Raw genomic sequence first — 18,714 nt, 5'->3', positions numbered from 1 at the left:
GGCGGCCGTGCCGCGGCCCGAATATAGTCAATGTGCGGCCAGGCGCTGGTAGCGGCCGTCTTCAAGCCGGGCCACTGCTTCTTCGAGCTCGAGCCGGAGCAGCAGGCTGCCCAACTGAGAGATATCCATGCCGGTGCGCGACTGCAGTGTGTCGGCGTCGGCGGGGTCATGCCCCAAAGCTTGCAGCACCAGGGCCTCGGGGGTGTTCCGTGCGAACAGGGGGTGTTGCGCGCCTGATGCGGCGCTGGCCGAGAGCGGCTCGGCCGCGTTCTGGGTGCGTGAACCTTGCCGTGCAGTGCCTGCCCGGCGGCGATTCTTATCCTTGCCTGCCTGGGCGGGTTCGAGGGCGGCTTGGGAGTCGGCCGGGCCCGGCCCAGGCCGGTCGAGCTCTTCGTGGATGTCCTGGCCCGATTCCACAAGCTTGGCGCCCTGGCGAATGAGTGCGTGGCAGCCCCGCGACAGGGGCGAGTGGATGGAGCCCGGAATCGAGAACACCTCTCGGCCCAGTTCGGTGGCCAGGCGGGCGGTGATGAGGGACCCGCTCTGCTTGGCGGCCTCGACGACCAGGACGCCGCGCGCAAGGCCTGCCACGATGCGGTTGCGACGCGGAAACTGATGGGAGATCGAAGGCGTGCCCAGGGGTAGTTCGGAGACCAGGACACCTTCGTCCGCAATACGGCGCGCCAGGGCCAGGTTGGCCGAGGGGTAGACGATGTCGATGCCGGTACCCATGACGGCAATGGTGGAGCCCGCCTGCGCCCCCGCCGCGAGGGCGCCCTGGTGGGCCGCCGCGTCGATGCCGTGGGCAAGGCCGCTGGCGATGCACCACCCCTGGCCGGCCAGGTATTGCGCAAACGCCCGAGCGTTGTCGCAACCGCCGGGCGTGGCGTTGCGGGCGCCCACGATGGCGATGACGGGACGATTGAGCAGCTCGGGCCGGCCGTTTGCGTACAGGACGGTGGGCGGGTCGTGGGTGTCGAGCAGGGCCGCCGGATAGGCCGGGTCGGCCAGGGTGATCAGGTGGTGTCCGGGTTCGGCAAGCCACTGCAAGGTGCGTTCGATGCAGGCCTGGATCTCGGACGAGAGCGGGCGGCGCAATTGGGCGGCGAGTTCGGCTGGCACATATCGTGTCAGGGTGGCGGCCGACGAAGCGTAGATGTCTTGCGGCAGGCCTATGCCCGCCAGCAGCCCCCGAGCCTGGACGGGGCCCAGGCCGGGCTCCAGCGTCAGGCGCAGCCAGGCGGAAAGCTCGTCGGAGGAGGGTGGGGTATGCATGGCGCCAGTTTGGCATATTGCGGGCCGTTTGGGCGCCGGCATGGCGTGTAAAGTCATACCTCCGGGCAACGCCCGTGCCGCGGGCCCCGCAGGGGCGAGGCCAAAACCTGTTTTGTTATAATCGCTTAGACGCTTTCCGGATTGTTTGCATGGCCCTGCTTCCCATTCTTCACTACCCCGACCCCCGCTTGCACAAGGTTGCCAAGCCGGTGCAGGTGGTCGACGACCGCATCCGCCAACTGGTTCGCGACATGGCCGAAACCATGTACGACGCGCCGGGGGTGGGGCTGGCCGCCACCCAGGTCGACGTGCACGAGCGCGTGGTGGTCATCGACGTCTCCGAAGAAAGCAACAATCTGCTGGTGCTCATCAATCCCGAAATCACCTGGAAAAGCGACGAGCAGCAGGTCTACGAAGAAGGCTGCCTTTCGGTGCCGGGCGTCTACGATGAGGTCAAGCGTTCGGCCCGCATCCACGTGCGCGCCCTCAACGAACAGGGCGAACCCTTCGAGTTCGACGCCGATGGCCTGCTGGCCGTGTGCGTGCAGCACGAACTCGACCATCTCTTGGGCAAGGTATTCGTCGAATACCTTTCGTCGCTCAAGCAGAACCGCATCAAGACCAAGATCCGCAAGCAGGAACGCGAAGCGCTCAAGGCTTAGTGTCAACAGGCTCTGGGCCTGTTCCGTGTCCATCTCCAAAGCTGAAAGGGCGGCGCATGCGCATTGTCTTTGCCGGTACACCTGAATTCGCACGCCAGGCGCTCGACGCCTTGCTGGCCGCGGGCCACGACATCCCCTTGGTGCTGACCCAGCCCGACCGCCCCGCCGGCCGCGGGCTCAAGCTCATGCCCAGCGCCGTCAAGCAGGCTGCGCTGCAAGCCTCGGTGCCTGTTTTGCAGCCGCACAGCCTGAGGCTCGACGGCAAATATCCGGAAGAGGCCGCCGCGGCGCGCCAGGCCCTGCTCGATGCCGAACCCGACGTCATGGTGGTGGCGGCCTACGGCCTGATCCTGCCGCGCTGGGTGCTCGACCTGCCCCGGCACGGCTGTCTCAACATCCATGCAAGCCTGTTGCCGCGCTGGCGTGGCGCCGCGCCCATACAGCGGGCCATCGACGCCGGCGATGCCGAGACCGGCATCACCATCATGCAGATGGACGTGGGCCTGGACACCGGCGACATGCTGCTGGCGCTGCCGCTGCCGATCGGTCCCCTGCATACAGCGGCCAGCCTGCACGACGATCTGGCCGCATTGGGTGCCCAGGCAATCGTCGAAGCCTTGCAGAAGCTCGAAGGGGGAACGCTTCAGGGTGCGAAGCAGGATGAAGCCCTGGCCACCTACGCGGCCAAGCTTGAAAAGTCCGAGGCGCCGCTCGATTTTTCGCAGCCGGCCCAGGTGCTTGCCCGGCGGGTGCGCGCTTTCAACCCCTTTCCGGGGGCGACCATGACGCTGCCGGGGCTGGATGCCCCGGTGAAGATATGGCAGGCCCTGGCCTTGCCGCAAGCGGCCGCTTGCCGGCCGGGCGAGGTAGAGTCGGCGTCGGCCGAGGGCATCGATGTCGCCACCGCCCAGGGCGTGCTGCGCATAACAGAACTGCAGAAGGCGGGTGGCAAGCGGCAGGCCGCCGCCACCTTCATACAGGGCTGGCAGCCCCAGTAGCCCTGGGGCCGCTGTTAGTTCCAGCGGCCGTTGCGGCCGCCCAGGCTGTATGCGCCAGCCCCCAGGCAGATCAGCGCGATGGCCGTAAACAGGAACATGCCCTGCAGCTCAAGCTGCCAGCCCCCCGAGCCCGAGATCATGAACAATTGATGGCTGTGCGCCAGCAGGATGGCCACGACCATGTTGATGGCGACCAGCAGCGCGCCCAGGCGGGCGTAGATGCCCAGTATGAGCAGCACCGGCGCAACCACCTCGCCGATATAGGCTCCCCACGCAAAGAAGGCCGGCAGGCCATGCGCATTGAGCATGGACTCGATGCCGCCGATGCCGTTGAAAAGCTTGGACAGGCCATGCATCAGAATGAAGATGCCCAGGGCGAGCCGCATAATCAGTCTGCCCAGATCGTCGCAGGAAGTAGAGGACATGCGCTTGGACTCCTTGGTAAGCAGGTACCGGCCGACCGCCGCGCGGTTCGAAGAGCCAGTGCCTTGGCAAGCGGCAGTTTAAACCTCTATGCAATGTTTGGGCAAAGAATTAAAGCTTCTTTGCCCGGTCGCGCTTTATTGCGCGGCGTCAGCGTACAGGTCGTATTCGTCGGCATCGGTGACCCGGACGCGCAGCATGTCGCCGGGGCGGGCGCCCTCGGCGCCGCTGACGAAGACATTGCCGTCTATCTCGGGCGCATCGGCGCTTGAGCGGCCAATGGCGCCGTCTTCGTCGATCTCGTCGATAAGCACGTCGATTTCCCGGCCGATCTTGCGCTGCAGCCGCTGGGCCGAGATGGCCTGCTGGTGGGCCATGAAGCGCTCCCAGCGCTCTTGCTTGACTTCGTCGGGCACGGCATCGGGCAGTTCGTTGGCCCTGGCGCCTTCGACGGGCGAATACTGAAAACAGCCGACGCGGTCGAGCTGGGCCTCGCTCATCCAGTCGAGCAGGTACTGGAAGTCTTCTTCGGTTTCGCCCGGAAAGCCCACGATGAAGGTCGAACGCAGGGTCAGGTCGGGACAGGCTTGCCGCCACTGCTTGATGCGGGCCAGGGTGCGGTCTTCGAATGCCGGACGCTTCATGAGCTTGAGGATGCGGGGGCTGGCATGCTGGAAGGGGATGTCGAGGTAGGGCAGCAGCCTGCCATCGGCCATCAGCGGGATCACCTCGTCCACATGGGGATAGGGATAGACATAGTGCAGCCGCGTCCAGACGCCGAAGCCGGCCAGGGCCTCGCAAAGCTGGGTCATGTGCGTCTTGATGGGCCGGCCGTTCCAGAAGCCGGTGCGGAATTTCATGTCGATGCCGTAGGCGCTGGTGTCTTGCGAGATGACCAGCAGTTCTTTCACGCCCGCGTTCACCAGGCGCTCGGCTTCGCCCAGCACGTCGCCAACGGGGCGGCTGACATGGGTGCCCCGCATCGACGGGATGATGCAGAAGCTGCAGCGGTGGTTGCAGCCTTCGGATATCTTCAGGTAGGCGTAGTGGCGGGGGGTAAGCTTGACGCCCTGCGGCGGCACCAGGTCGACATAAGGATTGTGCTCGAGGCTGGGCGGCGCGGCCTGGTGGACCGCGCGCACGACTTCTTCGTATTGCTGCGGGCCGGTCACGGCCAGCACGGAGGGGTGCACGTCGCGGATGACGGATTCTTCGACGCCCATGCAGCCGGTGACGATGACCCGGCCGTTCTCGGCGATGGCCTCGCCGATGGCGTCCAGCGATTCGGCCTTGGCGCTGTCGATGAAGCCGCAGGTATTGACGACCACCACGTCGGCGTTGTCGTACTCGGGCGTGATCATATAGCCCTCGGTGCGCAGTTGCGTCAGGATGCGTTCGGAATCGACCAGCGCCTTGGGACAGCCCAGGCTGACAAAGCCGACTTTAGGGGGGGCCGCGTTAGGGGGGGCCGCCTTGGGGGAGTTCATGAGTAACCTCTGGTAGCCATGCGGCCAGGTAAAGAAGAATGTTCAGTATTTGCCTGCCCGCGCCGCTGAAGCGCGGGGCTATTTGATGATAAAGTCCGCACAGATGAATATTGCACCCGGATGAACGCAGCTCGTGCCCGCTAACCACAATTCCCCGCAACGCCCTGTCGCGTTGTCCGACGTCATGCTTGCCTGCGCACGGGCTGTGCAGGCGGTAAAGTCGGGCCGTTCGCTTTCGGATGCGCTTGCGGCAACACCCGCGCATCTGCGCTCTGCCGCGCAGGCCATCAGTTTCCATGTAATGCGGCGCCTGGGCCTGGCCACGGAAATAAAAAGCCTGCTGGTCAGGCGCACGCCACCCAACCCCTTGTTTGACGCCTTGCTGCAGGTATCGCTGGCACTGCTCGACACGGCCATGGAGGCGGCCCTGCCGGACGCGCCGGAAAAAGCCTCGCAAGAGCCCGTGTACGCCGTGCATACGGTTGTCGACCAGGCCGTGCGGGCGGCCGACATGCCCAGCATGCGCAGCTACAAGGGTTTGCTGAATGCCGCCTTAAGGCGCTTCACGCGTGAACGAGCCGATATTTTAACCCAGGCGCGGCGCAATCCCGCCGCCCGCTGGAACTACCCCTTGTGGTGGATCAAGCAGCTTGAGCGGGCTTATCCCGACCACTGGCAGGCCCTGCTCCAGGCCGGCGACCGCCAGGGCCCCATGACGCTGCGTGTCAATGTGCGCCGTAGTTCGGTGGGCGAGATGACCGAGCGCCTGGCGCAGGCCGGCATCCAGGTCCGGCGGGTCGGCGAGGCGGGCCTCGCGCTTGGCCAGGCGCGTCCCGTGCACGAGCTGCCCGGCTTCGAAGAGGGCTGCTGGTCGGTGCAGGACGCCGCGGCCCAGCAGGCGGCCGTTTTGCTGCAGCCCTTCGACGGGGCCCGCGTGCTGGACGCCTGCTCGGCGCCCGGCGGCAAGGCGGCCCATGTGCTCGAGCTGGCGCGCTGCAGCCTGCTTGCGCTGGACAACGATGCGGCCAGGCTCGAGCGCGTGGCGCAAAACCTGGACCGCCTGGGCCTGCACGACGACCCTGTGCTGCTGTGCGCCGATGCGGCCGATCCGCAGTCATGGTGGGACGGCCAGCCGTTTGACCTGGTGCTTGCCGACGTGCCCTGCACGGCTTCGGGCGTGGTGCGACGCCATCCCGACATACGTTGGCTGCGACGCGAGGCCGATGTGGCGCGCACCGCGGCCCTGCAGCAGAAAATTGTCGCCGCCTTATGGAAGACCGTGAAGCCCGGCGGCCGCTTGCTGTATGCTACATGCTCGATTTTTCCCCAGGAAGGCGAGCTTCAGGCGCAGCGCTTTCTGGACGCTCATCCTGATGCCCGGCGGCTGCCGGCTCCCGGCCAGATCCTGCCCCTGCCGGATGAAGACGGCAGGGCTCTGTACGATGGATTTTTTTACGCCTTGTTTGCCAAGCGTGCTTAAGACGTCAACAATAGTGCTTTTGTCCTTGCGGCAATCGTATACGTGAGCTCAATGGTTTCCCGAATCTTGTCGCTCCTGGTCCTGTGCTTCGCCTTTGCGCTGTTCGGCGCAGGCCCTGTTGCGGCCCAGTCTGGCTTCGAGCGGGTGGTGCGCGTCGATCCCGTCATGCGCGAAGGCAATCTCTACATCGACGCCGACGTCGAGTTCGAGGTCTCGTCCGAGCTGCGCACGGCGGCACAGAAGGGCGTTCCCATCTATTTCATCGCCGATCTCAGAATCACCACGCAACGCTGGTGGTGGTTCGACAGGGTAGCGGTCGACCAGCAAATGACCTGGCGCATCGTCTACAACGCGCTTACCCGCCAGTGGCGCGTCGGAAGCGGCGAGCTCTCCATTCCCGTAGCCTCGTTCGACGATGCCTTGTCGTTCGTGCGCAATATCCGCGGCTGGGCCGTGGCCCGCGCCGAAGAGCTGGACATCGACGAGGAATACCAGGGCCGCATCCGGGTCAGGCTTGATACGTCACGCCTGCCCAGGCCCTTCCAGATCGACGCATACAACAGCAGTGCCTGGTCCCTAGCCACCCCATGGAAAGATTTTCAATTCTCGGTCTCCGCCGGCGATCACCCACCCTCTTGAGGTGGGGGTTGAGGCTTGCCTTGCTGGTCGCCGCCGTCAGCGCGCTGGCGCTGCTGGGCCTGCTCGTGTGGTCAACGGGTAATGCTTCCCGCTATGCGCAGCAGTACGACATTCTGCTGATGCTCAATGGCGTGCTGGCGGTGGCGCTGATCTTCTGGGTGGGCGTGCTGGCTGCGCGGCTGCTGCGCCAGATCCGCCGGAGGCAGTTCGGCGCGCGGCTTACCGCCCGGTTCGCGCTGTTCTTCGCCCTGATAGGCGTGCTGCCCGGGGCGCTCATCTACGTGCTTTCAGTGCAGTTCATGTCCAGGTCGATCGAATCCTGGTTCAACGTGCGGGTCGACAGCGCGCTGGAGGCCGGCCTGAACCTGGGGCGGGCGGCCCTGGACACCCAGCTCAGCGACGTGCGCAGCCGAGCCAAGATCATCGCCACGGGCCTCAATGACACAAGCGACGCCGACATGGCCGTGGCCATCACCCGCCTGCGCGAGACCAATGGCGTGGCCGAGGCCATGATCTTTACCGGTAGCGGCCGGCTGGTCGCTTTCTCGTCGTCGGACTATGGCCAGCTTATCCCGGACGGCCCCCCCGCGCACGTGCTGAATCACTTGCGGGTGGCGCGCTCCTACGAGGCCGCCGAGGCGGACGAACCACCCGGTGTCGAAGACGGGCAGGCCGCAGACGTTTCCGGCGGCGAGCAGGGCCTGCATCTGCGCGTCGTTATCCCGATCCGCTCGCTCGACAGGGCGTCGTCCGCCCTGGGCATGTCGCCCGAGACACGCTGGCTGCAGGTCATCCAGCCCGTTCCCGAGCAGATCGCGCGCAATGCCAATCAGGTGCAGCAAGGCTTCCGCGACTACCAGGAGCTCGCCCTCTCGCGCCTGGGCCTGCGCAAGCTGTACGGCATTACGCTTACCCTGGCCTTGATCCTTGCGGTGTTTGCCGCGGTCGTGGTGGCGCTGGCGCTGTCGCGCCGCCTGGTCAGGCCCTTGCTTACCCTGGCGGCCGGAACCCAGGCGGTGGGCGTGGGCGACTATCGGCCGTTGCCCGAGCCGCCCGAGAAAGACGAAGTGGGTCAGCTGACGCGCTCGTTCAACGCCATGACCCGCCAGCTCGACGAGGCCAGGCGCATGGTCGAGAACAATCGCCAGCAGCTCGAGCGCTCCAATGTCTATCTCGAGTCGGTGCTCAGCAATCTGTCGTCGGGCGTGCTGGTGTTCGACGAAGGCTTCCGGCTCAATCTGTTCAACCAGGGGGCGCAGACCATACTCCAGGTCGATCTGCGCTCGGCCAAGGGCCGGCCGCTCGAAACGGTCGAAGGCGCGTTCAAGCTGTCGCAGCTCATCCGCCAGGCATTTGCGGCCCACGCCGCGGTGGGCTCCGAGCGCCCCTATTGGCAGCAGCAGTTCGAGCTCGAGCTCGACGGCGACGAAGGCAGGCGCGAGAACGGCCAGCACCACGTGGTAACGCTTCTTGCGCGCGGCACGCATCTTACCGTCGATGGCCGCGGCAACGGCTATCTCGTGGTTTTCGACGACATCAGCGAAGTCATCTCAGCCAACCGCACCGTGGCCTGGGGCGAAGTGGCGCGCCGCCTGGCGCACGAAATCAAGAATCCGCTCACGCCCATCCAGCTCTCGGCCGAGCGCCTGGCCATGAAGCTGGCCGACCGCCTGAACGAAAGCGACGCGGCCATGCTGATGCGGTCGACCAATACCATCGTCAACCAGGTGGCTTCACTCAAGCAGATGGTGGACGACTTCCGCGAGTACGCCCGCACGCCGCCCGCCCAGATGCAGGACCTGGATATCAACGACCTGGTGGCCGACGTGCTGCTGCTGTATGGCTGGGATCCAAGCGGCGGCGCCATGCGCGGCGACGGGCGCAGCGCCCGCATCGAAGCCGTGTTCGAACCCGGCCTGCCCGTCATCGAGGGCGATCCCACGCAATTGCGCCAGCTCATACATAACCTCGTGGCCAATGCGCGCGACGCCGCATGCCAGTCGCAGCCCATCGAAGAGGCGCGCATCTACGTCCAGACGCGGCTTACCGAGACCAGCGGCAACGACGGCGCCCAGCAGCAGGCCGTGCGCCTTACCGTCGCCGACAACGGGCCCGGCTTCGATACCCAGGTGCTGACCCGGGTGTTCGAACCCTACGTCACGACCAAGGCCACGGGCACGGGCCTGGGACTTGCCATCGTAAAGAAAATCGTCGAAGAACATGGCGGCCGCATCGACGTCGCCAACCGGCGCGAAGGCGGCGCGCGCATCTCCATCCTCTTGACCCGCCTGGCACATTCGCGGTCTGATGTAGACTCGAAAGAGCAGGCGGACGATAATGCCGAAAAAACATAGGTGAAGCTTTATGGCCAGAATTCTGGTTGTTGATGACGAAATAGGTATACGCGAACTGCTGTCCGAGATCCTCTACGACGAAGGGCACACGGTCGAACTCGCGGAAAACGCCGCCGAGGCGCGCGCGGCGCGGCTGCGACGCCGGCCCGACCTGGTTCTTCTCGACATCTGGATGCCGGACACCGACGGGGTCAGCCTGCTTAAAGAGTGGGCTTCGCAGGGCCTGCTCGACATGCCCGTCATCATGATGAGCGGCCACGCCACGGTCGACACCGCCGTCGAGGCCACGCGCATAGGCGCGGTTGATTTCCTTGAAAAGCCCATCACGCTGCAGAAGCTGCTCAAGACCATCGCTTCCGGCCTGGCGCGTCCCATGGTGGCGCCGGGCCTGGTCACCACCATGCGTCCGCCCGAACTGCTCGACCCCGGTGCGCAGCCGCTTACCACCGTGCCGGTGCCCGAACTCAACCAGCCCGCTCCGGCGCCGGTTCCCGAAACCGGCAATTCGCTGCTGGGCGGCATTGCGCTCGACCAGCCCCTGCGCGACGCCCGCGACGAATTCGAGCGCATCTATTTCCAATACCACCTGGGCCGCGAAAACCACAGCATGACGCGGGTATCCGAAAAAACCGGCCTCGAGCGCACCCACCTGTATCGCAAGCTCAAGCAGCTGGGCATAGAAACCTCGCGCCGCAAGAACAACAGCTAATACCAGCGGCTGGCGGCGGGACAGGCCAGCCGCCGCTCGCCAATCGTCACGCTCGAACAGCATACCGGCATGGCCCACAGGCCTGGCAGTTAGCCGCGCTTGTTCTTCAGTACATGGTTGTCGATGAATGTCATCACTGTGTCGCCGGTCGGACCGGTGACTGAATATCTGAGCCGGGCGACGCCATAGTCGCGACCGGGGCGCGGTTGTTTCAATTCGATTACTTCCGCAGTCACATCCAGCACGTCGTCGGGTCGAACCGGCTTGATAAAACGCAGTTCGTCGATCCCGGCACCGCAGATCACCCGATCCTCCACCAGAAAGCCTCCTAATACGGAAAGCGCGTGCACCACTGAGAGCGATTGCAGTCCGCTGACGATCAGTCCGCCGAAGAGGGATTGTTTTGCCGCTTCCGGGTCATTGTGAAACGAAAGAGGGTCTAAGGCGTTGGCAAATTCCAAGGCGCTGTCCAACGGAATCACCGTCTTGCCGATACGGTACCGATGTCCAATTTCCAAGTCTGAAAGATAGCCTAGAGGCTCGCTCGGACCTTGGAGAATAGCAGGCTTCATTTTGTTCAATGTCTTCCTCTCCTGGTTGTGTTTAGCCCTATTTTACGTGGCCTCCAAAATATTACTTGCATATAGATTCTATGTCTAATATAGTCATGTTTACTATATGAGCCGGGCGGCATTTAGCTGTCCGTCACGAGAACCTGGTCTGCACAGGCGCCCAATGGACGCCTGTGCAAAAGACCATCACATACCGGCCCGACAAGGCCCTGGGGAGACGAATATGAGATTTTTCAAGCGGATACTTTCGATTGCGGCTGTGGTGTCCGTCGCAGTTGCGGGCGCCGCAGCTGCGGAAACGATAAAAATCGGGCTGATAACATCCACTTCCGGCCAAGGAACGTTCTTGGGCGAGCAGATGATCCAGGCGGCGCAACTGTACATGGATCAAAACAAGGGCCGGCTTCCTTCAGGGACCGACGTCAAATTGATCGTGCGCGATGACGGTGGTCCCAATCCCGATAAGGCGCGCCAATTGGCCCAGGAACTCATCGTGCGCGAGAAAGTTGAGTTCCTGACGGGTTTCATCTGGTCTCCCAATGCCGCTGCGGTGGCGCCGTTGTCGACCGAAGCCAAGGTTCCCACCTTGCTGATGAATGCTGGCGCATCGGTGAATATCACACTTTCGCCTTACTTCGTGCGTTTTTCGATGGGCACGTCGACCGCACCGTACTATCTGGGCAAGTGGGCGGGCGCACGCTACAAAACCTCTTACATCGCCGTCACCGATTACGGTCCCGGTTTCGATTCCGAGAAATATTTCGAGCTAGGCTTTAGAGAAAACACAGGCGCCGAAGTCGTGGGGCGCGTGCGTATGCCTATCAATACCGCCGACTTCGTGCCCTATCTGCAGAAGGTGAAGGAGCTGAATCCCGACGTGCTGTTCGTGTTCGTACCTACGGGCCGGATAGGCGTGAATTTTGTCAAGGCCTTCAATGATCTGGGTCTGGCTAAGCAGGGCATCAAGCTGGTGGGCACGGGCGACATCACCGCTGACGAAGAGTTGCCGTCTCTGGGCGATGCCGCGCTCGGTCTGCTCACGGTACATCATTACTCGGGCGCCGCCGACCGACAGGCCACGAAAGACTTCAATGCCGCCTGGGCCGCCGCTTATGGCAAAGACTCCATTCCCAGTTTCGCGGCGCCTCAGGCATGGGACACTATGGACGCGATCTACGAAGCGATCATCGCGCAAGAAGGCAAGGTCGAGTCGGACAAGTCAATGGAGATCTTGCGCCACTACAAGTCCGATGAGAGTCCGCGCGGCACGATCTCCATCGACCCCAGAACACGCGACATCAGGCAGAACGAATATCTGCGCGAAGTCCGGAAGGTCGATGGCCGTCTGGCCAACGTCGAAATTGAGGTCGTTGGCCAGCAAGTCCTTGATCCATGGGTAGAGCAAAACAGCAAATAATCGGGCGCGATCCCTCCCCGGCGGGGAGGGGCCTTCATCCTGGGATTCTTCATGTTGGAAATCATAAATGTGATGTTCCATGGCGCGGCATTCGGCATGGTGCTGTATGTCATCACCGTGGGACTGTCCATCACCATGGGTCTGATGCGGTTCGCTAATCTGGCCCACGGCATTTTTGCGATGGTTGGCGGCTACGCGCTGATCGTATTGATGGGCCGATACGGCGTCCCTTATCCGGTAGCGCTTGGCTTGGCATTCGTCGCGTCGTGCCTGATGGGCTATGTGCTCGAGCGCCTGCTGTATGCGCGTTTCTACGGCGACAGCGAGCTGGCGCAGGTGCTGATTTCCATCGGTCTGATCTTCGTTGCGATCGCGCTGGTGCGCATAGCGTTCGGCCCTCAGTCGCAGCGCGTCGACCTGCCGCCTTATCTTCAGGGTCAATGGCATATCTTCGGCCTCGACTGGATCGCGTACCGGGTTTTCATCATCGTGGTCGGGGCGCTGCTAATCCTGGCATTGTGGTTTGGCATTGAACGCACGCGATGGGGCGCAAAGGTGCGCGCCGCGGTAGACAATCGTGCCATGGCGCAGTCGATAGGCATCGACACCTCGCACATATTCAGCCTGACCTTCATGCTGGGCAGCGGCCTGGCCGGTCTGGGTGGGGCTCTGGGGGTCGAGTTGCTGGCAGTGCAGCCCGGCTATCCCTTTGAGTTCCTCGTCATCTTCCTAATGGTTGTGGCGCTCGGAGGCATAGGATCGCTGCGAGGCACCTTCTTCGCGGCGCTGTTGATCGGCCTGACTGATACGGCGTGCAAATACTGGATTCCGGAACTGGGCTCTTTCTTGTTGTATGGCCTCGTCATTGTATTTCTGGGCTTGAGGCCTGGAGGTTTATTTGGAGCGCAAACGTAAATGGATGGTCAGCGACTGAAGTTCTATCTGCCGCGGGAGCCGTTCGAGATCACCGAGCTGATTCCATGGGTGTTGGGCATCGCCGTGTTCTTTCTGCTGCCCGAATATTTGGCCTTGGCGGCGCGGATCCTGATTTTCATCATTCTGGTCCTGTCGCTGGATCTGATCGTCGGCTATGCCGGTGTGGTATCCCTGGGTCACGGGGTCTTCTTTGGCGTCGGGGCGTATGCTGCGGGCATAGCCAGCGTCTCCTTGGCCATCCACGACCCGCTGATCCAGATGCTCATTGCCGCCGCTTGTGCAGGCCTGCTGGGGTTGCTCAGTGGCGCGGTGGTGCTGCGGGGCAGGGGCCTGACATTGATCATGCTGACGTTGGCAGTGGCGTCGTTGGTCCATGAAGCGGCCAACCGCGCCACGCAGCTTACCGGCGGGGCGGACGGTCTGACCGGCGTCGTGATCGGTCCGCTCCTGGGTCTGTTCCGCTTCGACATGTTCGGCAAGACGGCGTACGTTTACAGCCTAGTCGTGCTGTTCATGGTCTGGCTTTTGCTGCGCACGCTTTGCCGGTCGCCGTTCGGCGCTTCCTTGATCGGCATCCATCAGAACACGATGCGCATGCATGCGATAGGTACGCCCGTGCAGCGCCAGCTGCTGTTCACCTATACCTTGGCGGCCGCCATTGCGGGCATCGCGGGCGCCTTGCTGACGCAGACCAGCAGCTTTGTCGGTTTGAACACCCTGGGCTTCGAACTGTCGGGAGAAATTTTGGTCATGTTGATTCTTGGCGGCGTCGGACGCTTGTACGGCGCTTTCGTGGGCCCGGTGGTGTTTCTGGTGGCCCAGGATTATCTGGCGAAGCAGTTTCCCGAAAACTGGTATCTGGGCATAGGTGTTCTGCTTATCGTAGTCATTTTGTACGCGCGCGGCGGCATTCTGGGGCTGTTCGACCTGTTAGTAAAAAAAGGTGTAAAAGCATGACAGCCACACTGGAAACCATAGGCTTGTATCGGACCTTCGGTGCCTTGGTGGTGGCCGATCACATCGATTTTCGTCTCGAAAAAGGCGCCAGGCACGCCCTGATCGGCCCCAACGGGGCCGGAAAGACAACCTTCATCAATTTGCTGACGGGCCGCTTGCGGCCATCGGCCGGCCAGGTGCTGTTGAACGGCGTAGACATAACCTTTGATCGCCCCGCCGCGCGGGTCAAGGCGGGAATAGGGCGCACCTTTCAGATCAATGCGCTATTTAACGACCTGACCGTGCTGGACAACGTATGTTTGTCGATCGCCGAGCGGACTGGGGCTTCGCGGCTCATGCTGAAGCCGGCCTATCGACACGGCGAGATCGTAGACGAGGCGATGGCTCTGCTGTATGCGTTGCATATCCACGACGTTTGTGACCGATTCGTGTCGGACCTGCCTTACGGCAAGCAGAGGCTGGTCGAAATCGCCATTGCGCTGGGACTTCGGCCATCAGTCCTTTTGCTCGATGAGCCTGCGGCGGGCGTGCCGTCGCACGAGTCGCACGTGATTTTCGATGTTCTGGAGGAGTTCCCCAAGGATATTTCAATTTTGTTCATCGAGCACGATATGGATTTGGTTTTTCGTTTCGCCGAGCGGATCACCGTACTGGCGGGCGGGGCTACCCTGGTCGAGGGCACCCCCGACGAGATCCGCGAAAACCAGATCGTCCGGGATGTATATTTAGGAGAGTCACATGGCTGAATGCCTCAAAGTCAGGGGCCTAGTCGCGGGCTACGGAGCAACGGTGGTTCTCGAAGACATTGACCTAGACATTCCGGAACAGGGTTCGCTGGCCATCCTGGGCCGTAATGGCGTCGGCAAGACCACCTTGCTTGCCACCATCATGGGCCACACGACCTTGCACAGCGGTTCCATCGTCTTCGATGGGCAGGCGATAGAGAGGCTACCGGTGCACGAGCGGGCCCGCCTGGGCATCGGCTATGTCCCGCAAACCCGCGACATCTTCCCATCGCTGACTGTGGAAGAGAATCTGATGGTGGCCGAGCACGGCGCTGGCGACTGGTCGCTCGACAAAGTGTATGAGTTCTTTCCGCGCTTGCTTGAGCGGCGGGGAAATTTCGGCAATCAGCTCTCGGGCGGCGAGCAGCAGATGCTGTCTATCGGCCGCGCCCTGATGGGTAATCCCAAGCTGCTGATTCTGGACGAACCTCTGGAGGGTCTGTCGCCCATCATCGTGGACGTACTGATGGAGTCTATCCGGCGTCTGCTCGAAGACAAGCTGACCGTGATCCTGGTCGAGCAATCGGCCCGCAGGGCGCTCCAGTCGACCCAGGAGGTCATCGTGCTCGATCGCGGTCGAATTACCTGGAAGGGGCAGAGCGGCTACCTTCTTGCTCATCCCGACGAATTGTCGGCGATCATGCTCGCCGGCTGAGTACCATGCCGTGGCCCGGCGAGGCCCTGAGTGCACAACAGGCCAGGCGGTATACACTGCCCGGCCTGTTTCTTTCCGTGAAGAACCTCAATGAGCCGACGTTTCGGGTGCATCCAGCAGTTTCTTGACCAGCGCTCCCTGGACCTTACCCACGCTGTCCCGAGGCAGGGCGTCGATGAAGCGGATTATCCGGGGGGCCTTGTAGGGAGATAGTTCGTTGGACACCAGATTGCGCAGTTCTTTCTTCAGCTCGCTGCCGGGCGTGAATCCGGGGTTCAAAACGATGAAGGCGCAGACCTGTTCGTATCGGACGGGGCATGGGGCGGGTATGACCGCTACTTCCTTGACACTGGGATGCTTGGACAGCGCTTGTTCGACTTCGATCGGAGCGACCTTGAAGCCCGCGGTGCTGATCATGTAATCACTGCGCCCAAGGTAATGGGCGAAGCCAGTCTCGTCGTAGCGGATGATGTCGTCGCAAACCGTCCAGCCGTCCACGACGTCGCGTTTCTGGTAGTCGGGATGATTCCAGTAGGTAAGGCCGCTGGGCCCCCGAACCGCCATGCGGCCGAGCTCGCCTCGGGGAAGAACGCGCAATTCGCCATTCGTGATTTCGACGGCCTCTACCTGATAGCCAGGCATTGGCTTGCCCAGTGCGGCGCGCGGCGTCGGCTCATCGAGCGGCGGTATGAGCACCCAATTGGCGAACGAGGTACTGCCGAAGTTGTTGAGCAGTTCGATGCCACGATTCTTCCAGAAATCGAAGATATCGGCAGAGCTGGCAGTTTGCCACATGGCAAAGCAGCGGGTTAGCGATTCCTCCTTCCAGTCCAGTCCGTTGCGTAGCTCGACGGCCATTTTTCCCCAGGTAATCATCAGCGCCGTGAAGTGCGTTATCCGGTATTTTTCGATGCAGGCGAGCAGGTGCCGGGCGTCGGAAAAATTCTCGATGAAAACGACGGTTGCGCCGTTGAGCATGGAGTAGATGGTTGAGTGGATGATGCCCAGGGCATGGCCGATGGGAGCGGCGGACGCCCATCGCTGTCCGGCCCGTACGCCTGCGCCGACGCCGAATGACAGGCCGGCTGCGAGAAACCGTTTATGCGTGTGGTAGCACCCCTTGGGTCGGCCCGTGGTGCCGCCGGTATGCCAGATGATAGCGGGGTGATTGCAGTCGACGTCCACCGTGGGCAGGGTGTTTTTATGGAACAGGTCCGTCCATGACGGAAAGCCGGTTTCAACCCCCTCGTCCGCGAATGCGTATATTGCCTCGAAGCCCAGTGCTTCTTTCTGGGCCTCGACCGCCTCCAAATTGCCCGCGCGCGGGTGCACGAACAGGATGCGCGGCCGAGTGTCCTCGACGTAGTCGGCGATTTCGGTCGCACGTGTATTGGCGGGAATCGGAACGACGATGGCTCCTGCCTTCCAGGCGGCCAGCATGACGATGATCGCCGCCGGGTCGTTGGCGGTCGAGTAGGCGATTCGGTCGCCTTTGCGTATGCCGTAGCGTATCAGGCCGCTGGCCAGCTCCTGGCTTTCCCGCGCGAGCCGGCCATAGGTGTATGTAGAGCCCGACTCGGCGTGAATGGCGGCGATGGCTTCGCTTCGTCCGTAGGCGACCTGGGCGTCCGCAAGGGCCATACCGACGTTGTGGGTCTGTGATATCGGCGTTGCCGGCGCGACCTGGAAGTCCAGGTATTCGGGCTGATGTTCCGTAGGCACGAGGTGGCCCGGCGGAACCTGCGTATCGGTGGGGTAGTCATCTCTCATGTTCTCGTGCTTCTAAATTGGGTTGCCGTGGTGGCATTCGTTTTATGCCGTCACGTTGCATACCGCCGCGTTTATGCTGTTACCGCCTTGCAGGCCAGCACGTTTCCAACCTCTTCCGTAATGGTGTCTAGCAAGTCGCTCGTGCCTAAGACATAGCGATCAGGGCGCACGACCACCACTTGGCACGGATTCTGCTTGAACCATCGTTCGAGCTCGGGTGAATCCAGTTCCGAAGCCATGGCGACATGGGCATCCATTTCTGTTTGCCACCATTGGGCGCTGTGTCCCACGGCCGCCTCCGACTTGGCAACGATCAGGAAGCGCGATCCGACGATGTCATCTAGATAACGTTCATGGAGCCGGGGCTGCACGAACAGATTGCCGCCGCCTTTTCGGACCAGGGGACCCTCTTCCAGTGGTGGCAACGAGAATAGCAGATTGTCTTGGCTACCCTTATCGTTCGCCAGCAGCAGGCGATCTCTTTCCGCGGCGCGTTCGGGGTCGAGCTCGCAAATGACCTTGCCGATCCGGATGGCGGCCTTGATGACCTTGGCAGCGTGAGGCGCACGCTCGGATTGATACGTGTCCAGAATGGCATCGCCGCACAGGCCGCGAACCACACGATGCAGCTTCCAGGCTAGATTGGCCGCGTCGCGGATGCCCGTACACATTCCCTGACCCAGAAAGGGTGGCGTCTGGTGAGCTGCGTCGCCGGCGATCAGCACGCGCTCTTTGCGCCATTCGTCGGCGATGATTCCATGAAAGGTGTAGACGGCGGCGCGATCTATTGTGTAGGCTTCTTCAGGAATCCATCTCGCCAAGAGTCCCGCTATGGTTTCGTGCTTGAGCATGGTGGCATGATCTTCGCCTTCGAGCAGCATGAACTCGAACCGCTGCCGGTCTTTAGCGATGGGCGTGGTCAGGTAGGGCCGCTTTGGGTCGCACACCTCGATGACATGGTCCGCGGGCAGCCGATGCTTTTGGGCGTCCACTTTCAGGTCGATGACCAGCCATTGCTCATCGAAGTCCAGGCTGGACAGCGTGATTCCGCTTAGCTCGCGCGTGGGGCTTCTTGCGCCATCGCAACCCACGACCCAACGTGCCGTGATGGTTTCATGTGCTCCGGCCTCATTGACGACCTCGAGTTTCACCAAGCCCTGGTCCGCATGCTGCTCGATGGCGGTCATGCATACGCCCGTGCGGGCTGTGACGCTGGGAAAGCTCGCCGCGGTCTTGCGCAGGGTACGGTCGAACTCCGGCTGATAGAAGTAGACACTGGTCGGCAGCCCGGACACGCTGCGCTGGTCGGCCGGGATTCGGCGTAATAGCTCAAGGTCTGCGTTGAGCAGATCCAGGCGCGTGTTTCTGATGACCTCGGCCAGAATCTCATCGAGACAGCCTGTTTCCTGGATGGTCCGCAAGCCGGTATGGTCGATATGGGCAGCGCGTGGCAAGGGGAAGACCTCGCGGTCCTTCTCGATGTTGATGACATCGAGCTCGTATTTTCCCAGAAGCGCCGTCAGCACGGCTCCGACCGGCCCCATCCCCACGACGGCGACGTCGTATATTTTTTCCATGGTTGAGTCCTTGTTCAT

The 18,714-nt window shown here is 62.5% G+C and carries 17 protein-coding genes; 11 read left to right on the top strand and 6 right to left on the bottom strand.

Going from position 1 to position 18,714, the window contains the following annotated elements; genetic code table 11:
- Positions 1-27 precede the first annotated feature (27 nt).
- The gene (gene dprA, locus C7440_RS09980) at positions 28-1,275 is read right to left on the bottom strand and encodes a DNA-processing protein DprA (protein WP_026068032.1); all 1,248 of its coding nucleotides are present in this window, start codon (positions 1,273-1,275) and stop codon (positions 28-30) included.
- A gap of 149 nt (positions 1,276-1,424) precedes the next feature.
- Here dprA and def point away from each other — a divergent pair, with 149 nt between their 5' ends.
- Together def and fmt are read left to right on the top strand one after the other, a co-directional pair.
- A complete protein-coding gene (def, locus tag C7440_RS09975) occupies positions 1,425-1,937 on the top strand; it encodes a peptide deformylase (protein ID WP_017524932.1) in 513 nt (170 codons plus the stop codon).
- 56 nt (positions 1,938-1,993) lie between these two features.
- On the top strand, positions 1,994-2,935 hold the full coding sequence (fmt, locus tag C7440_RS09970) for a methionyl-tRNA formyltransferase (RefSeq protein ID WP_017524931.1): 942 nt from the start codon (positions 1,994-1,996) through the stop codon (positions 2,933-2,935).
- A gap of 14 nt (positions 2,936-2,949) precedes the next feature.
- Here the strand turns inward: fmt and C7440_RS09965 are convergent, their stop codons facing one another.
- The gene (locus C7440_RS09965) at positions 2,950-3,360 is read right to left on the bottom strand and encodes a DoxX family protein (protein WP_017524930.1); all 411 of its coding nucleotides are present in this window, start codon (positions 3,358-3,360) and stop codon (positions 2,950-2,952) included.
- Between the two features lie 135 nt (positions 3,361-3,495).
- Positions 3,496-4,845 carry a 30S ribosomal protein S12 methylthiotransferase RimO gene (gene rimO / locus C7440_RS09960; protein ID WP_017524929.1) on the bottom strand — a complete coding sequence of 450 codons (1,350 nt, stop codon included), beginning with the start codon at positions 4,843-4,845 and terminating at the stop codon, positions 3,496-3,498.
- Positions 4,846-4,978: 133 nt separating this feature from the next.
- On the opposite strand from rimO, the gene rsmB reads away from it, so the two are divergent.
- The 4 genes from rsmB to C7440_RS09940 are packed head-to-tail and all read left to right on the top strand — an operon-like array spanning position 4,979 to position 10,027.
- Positions 4,979-6,325: a 16S rRNA (cytosine(967)-C(5))-methyltransferase RsmB gene (rsmB, locus tag C7440_RS09955; protein ID WP_371743457.1), complete on the top strand. Its 1,347-nt coding sequence runs from the start codon at positions 4,979-4,981 to the stop codon at positions 6,323-6,325.
- A 51-nt stretch (positions 6,326-6,376) separates the two neighbouring features.
- Complete coding sequence (locus C7440_RS09950; protein WP_017524927.1) at positions 6,377-6,964, top strand: DUF4390 domain-containing protein; 588 nt, start codon at positions 6,377-6,379, stop codon at positions 6,962-6,964.
- Positions 6,961-9,318, top strand: coding sequence for a sensor histidine kinase (locus tag C7440_RS09945; RefSeq protein ID WP_116518382.1), 2,358 nt, complete (start codon positions 6,961-6,963; stop codon positions 9,316-9,318). Before C7440_RS09950 ends, C7440_RS09945 begins: the two co-directional genes overlap by 4 nt.
- A gap of 10 nt (positions 9,319-9,328) precedes the next feature.
- Positions 9,329-10,027 (top strand): response regulator, encoded by a 699-nt coding sequence (locus C7440_RS09940; protein ID WP_116518381.1) that lies wholly within the window; start codon positions 9,329-9,331, stop codon positions 10,025-10,027.
- 89 nt (positions 10,028-10,116) lie between these two features.
- Here C7440_RS09940 and C7440_RS09935 read toward each other — a convergent pair whose 3' ends face one another.
- Positions 10,117-10,599, bottom strand: coding sequence for a MaoC/PaaZ C-terminal domain-containing protein (locus C7440_RS09935; RefSeq protein ID WP_017524924.1), 483 nt, complete (start codon positions 10,597-10,599; stop codon positions 10,117-10,119).
- Positions 10,600-10,822: 223 nt separating this feature from the next.
- Here C7440_RS09935 and C7440_RS09930 point away from each other — a divergent pair, with 223 nt between their 5' ends.
- Genes C7440_RS09930 through C7440_RS09910 form a run of 5 tightly spaced genes read left to right on the top strand, consistent with a single transcriptional unit; the run spans position 10,823 to position 15,349 of the window.
- Complete coding sequence (locus C7440_RS09930; RefSeq protein ID WP_026068028.1) at positions 10,823-12,016, top strand: ABC transporter substrate-binding protein; 1,194 nt, start codon at positions 10,823-10,825, stop codon at positions 12,014-12,016.
- Between the two features lie 51 nt (positions 12,017-12,067).
- Positions 12,068-12,931 carry a branched-chain amino acid ABC transporter permease gene (locus tag C7440_RS09925; protein ID WP_017524922.1) on the top strand — a complete coding sequence of 288 codons (864 nt, stop codon included), beginning with the start codon at positions 12,068-12,070 and terminating at the stop codon, positions 12,929-12,931.
- The gene (locus tag C7440_RS09920) at positions 12,932-13,909 is read left to right on the top strand and encodes a branched-chain amino acid ABC transporter permease (RefSeq protein ID WP_017524921.1); all 978 of its coding nucleotides are present in this window, start codon (positions 12,932-12,934) and stop codon (positions 13,907-13,909) included. It begins immediately after the preceding gene.
- Positions 13,906-14,655 (top strand): ABC transporter ATP-binding protein, encoded by a 750-nt coding sequence (locus tag C7440_RS09915; protein ID WP_026068027.1) that lies wholly within the window; start codon positions 13,906-13,908, stop codon positions 14,653-14,655. Before C7440_RS09920 ends, C7440_RS09915 begins: the two co-directional genes overlap by 4 nt.
- Positions 14,648-15,349 carry an ABC transporter ATP-binding protein gene (locus C7440_RS09910; RefSeq protein WP_017524919.1) on the top strand — a complete coding sequence of 234 codons (702 nt, stop codon included), beginning with the start codon at positions 14,648-14,650 and terminating at the stop codon, positions 15,347-15,349. The genes C7440_RS09915 and C7440_RS09910 overlap by 8 nt, the downstream gene beginning before the upstream one ends.
- An 87-nt stretch (positions 15,350-15,436) precedes the next feature.
- Here the strand turns inward: C7440_RS09910 and C7440_RS09905 are convergent, their stop codons facing one another.
- On the bottom strand, positions 15,437-17,119 hold the full coding sequence (locus C7440_RS09905) for an acetate--CoA ligase (protein WP_017524918.1): 1,683 nt from the start codon (positions 17,117-17,119) through the stop codon (positions 15,437-15,439).
- Between the two features lie 71 nt (positions 17,120-17,190).
- Complete coding sequence (locus C7440_RS09900) at positions 17,191-18,696, bottom strand: bifunctional 3-(3-hydroxy-phenyl)propionate/3-hydroxycinnamic acid hydroxylase (RefSeq protein ID WP_165832522.1); 1,506 nt, start codon at positions 18,694-18,696, stop codon at positions 17,191-17,193.
- Positions 18,697-18,714 lie beyond the last annotated feature (18 nt).

This window comes from Pusillimonas noertemannii, from assembly GCF_003096595.1.
Classification (GTDB): Bacteria; Pseudomonadota; Gammaproteobacteria; order Burkholderiales; family Burkholderiaceae_B; genus Pusillimonas; species Pusillimonas noertemannii.
Note: the sequence above shows the minus strand (reverse complement) of the source record. Positions and strands in the feature narration are given on the sequence as shown.

Excerpts from the sequence above, each read along its gene's own strand:
- dprA (WP_026068032.1), bottom strand. The coding sequence starts at position 1,275 with ATGCATACCCCACCCTCCTCCGACGAGCTTTCCGCCTGGCTGCGCCTG.
- def (WP_017524932.1), top strand. The coding sequence starts at position 1,425 with ATGGCCCTGCTTCCCATTCTTCACTACCCCGACCCCCGCTTGCACAAG.
- fmt (WP_017524931.1), top strand. The coding sequence starts at position 1,994 with ATGCGCATTGTCTTTGCCGGTACACCTGAATTCGCACGCCAGGCGCTC.
- C7440_RS09965 (WP_017524930.1), bottom strand. The coding sequence starts at position 3,360 with ATGTCCTCTACTTCCTGCGACGATCTGGGCAGACTGATTATGCGGCTC.
- rimO (WP_017524929.1), bottom strand. The coding sequence starts at position 4,845 with ATGAACTCCCCCAAGGCGGCCCCCCCTAACGCGGCCCCCCCTAAAGTC.
- C7440_RS09950 (WP_017524927.1), top strand. The coding sequence starts at position 6,377 with ATGGTTTCCCGAATCTTGTCGCTCCTGGTCCTGTGCTTCGCCTTTGCG.
- C7440_RS09940 (WP_116518381.1), top strand. The coding sequence starts at position 9,329 with ATGGCCAGAATTCTGGTTGTTGATGACGAAATAGGTATACGCGAACTG.
- C7440_RS09935 (WP_017524924.1), bottom strand. The coding sequence starts at position 10,599 with ATGAAGCCTGCTATTCTCCAAGGTCCGAGCGAGCCTCTAGGCTATCTT.
- C7440_RS09930 (WP_026068028.1), top strand. The coding sequence starts at position 10,823 with ATGAGATTTTTCAAGCGGATACTTTCGATTGCGGCTGTGGTGTCCGTC.
- C7440_RS09925 (WP_017524922.1), top strand. The coding sequence starts at position 12,068 with ATGTTGGAAATCATAAATGTGATGTTCCATGGCGCGGCATTCGGCATG.
- C7440_RS09920 (WP_017524921.1), top strand. The coding sequence starts at position 12,932 with ATGGATGGTCAGCGACTGAAGTTCTATCTGCCGCGGGAGCCGTTCGAG.
- C7440_RS09915 (WP_026068027.1), top strand. The coding sequence starts at position 13,906 with ATGACAGCCACACTGGAAACCATAGGCTTGTATCGGACCTTCGGTGCC.
- C7440_RS09910 (WP_017524919.1), top strand. The coding sequence starts at position 14,648 with ATGGCTGAATGCCTCAAAGTCAGGGGCCTAGTCGCGGGCTACGGAGCA.
- C7440_RS09905 (WP_017524918.1), bottom strand. The coding sequence starts at position 17,119 with ATGAGAGATGACTACCCCACCGATACGCAGGTTCCGCCGGGCCACCTC.
- C7440_RS09900 (WP_165832522.1), bottom strand. The coding sequence starts at position 18,696 with ATGGAAAAAATATACGACGTCGCCGTCGTGGGGATGGGGCCGGTCGGA.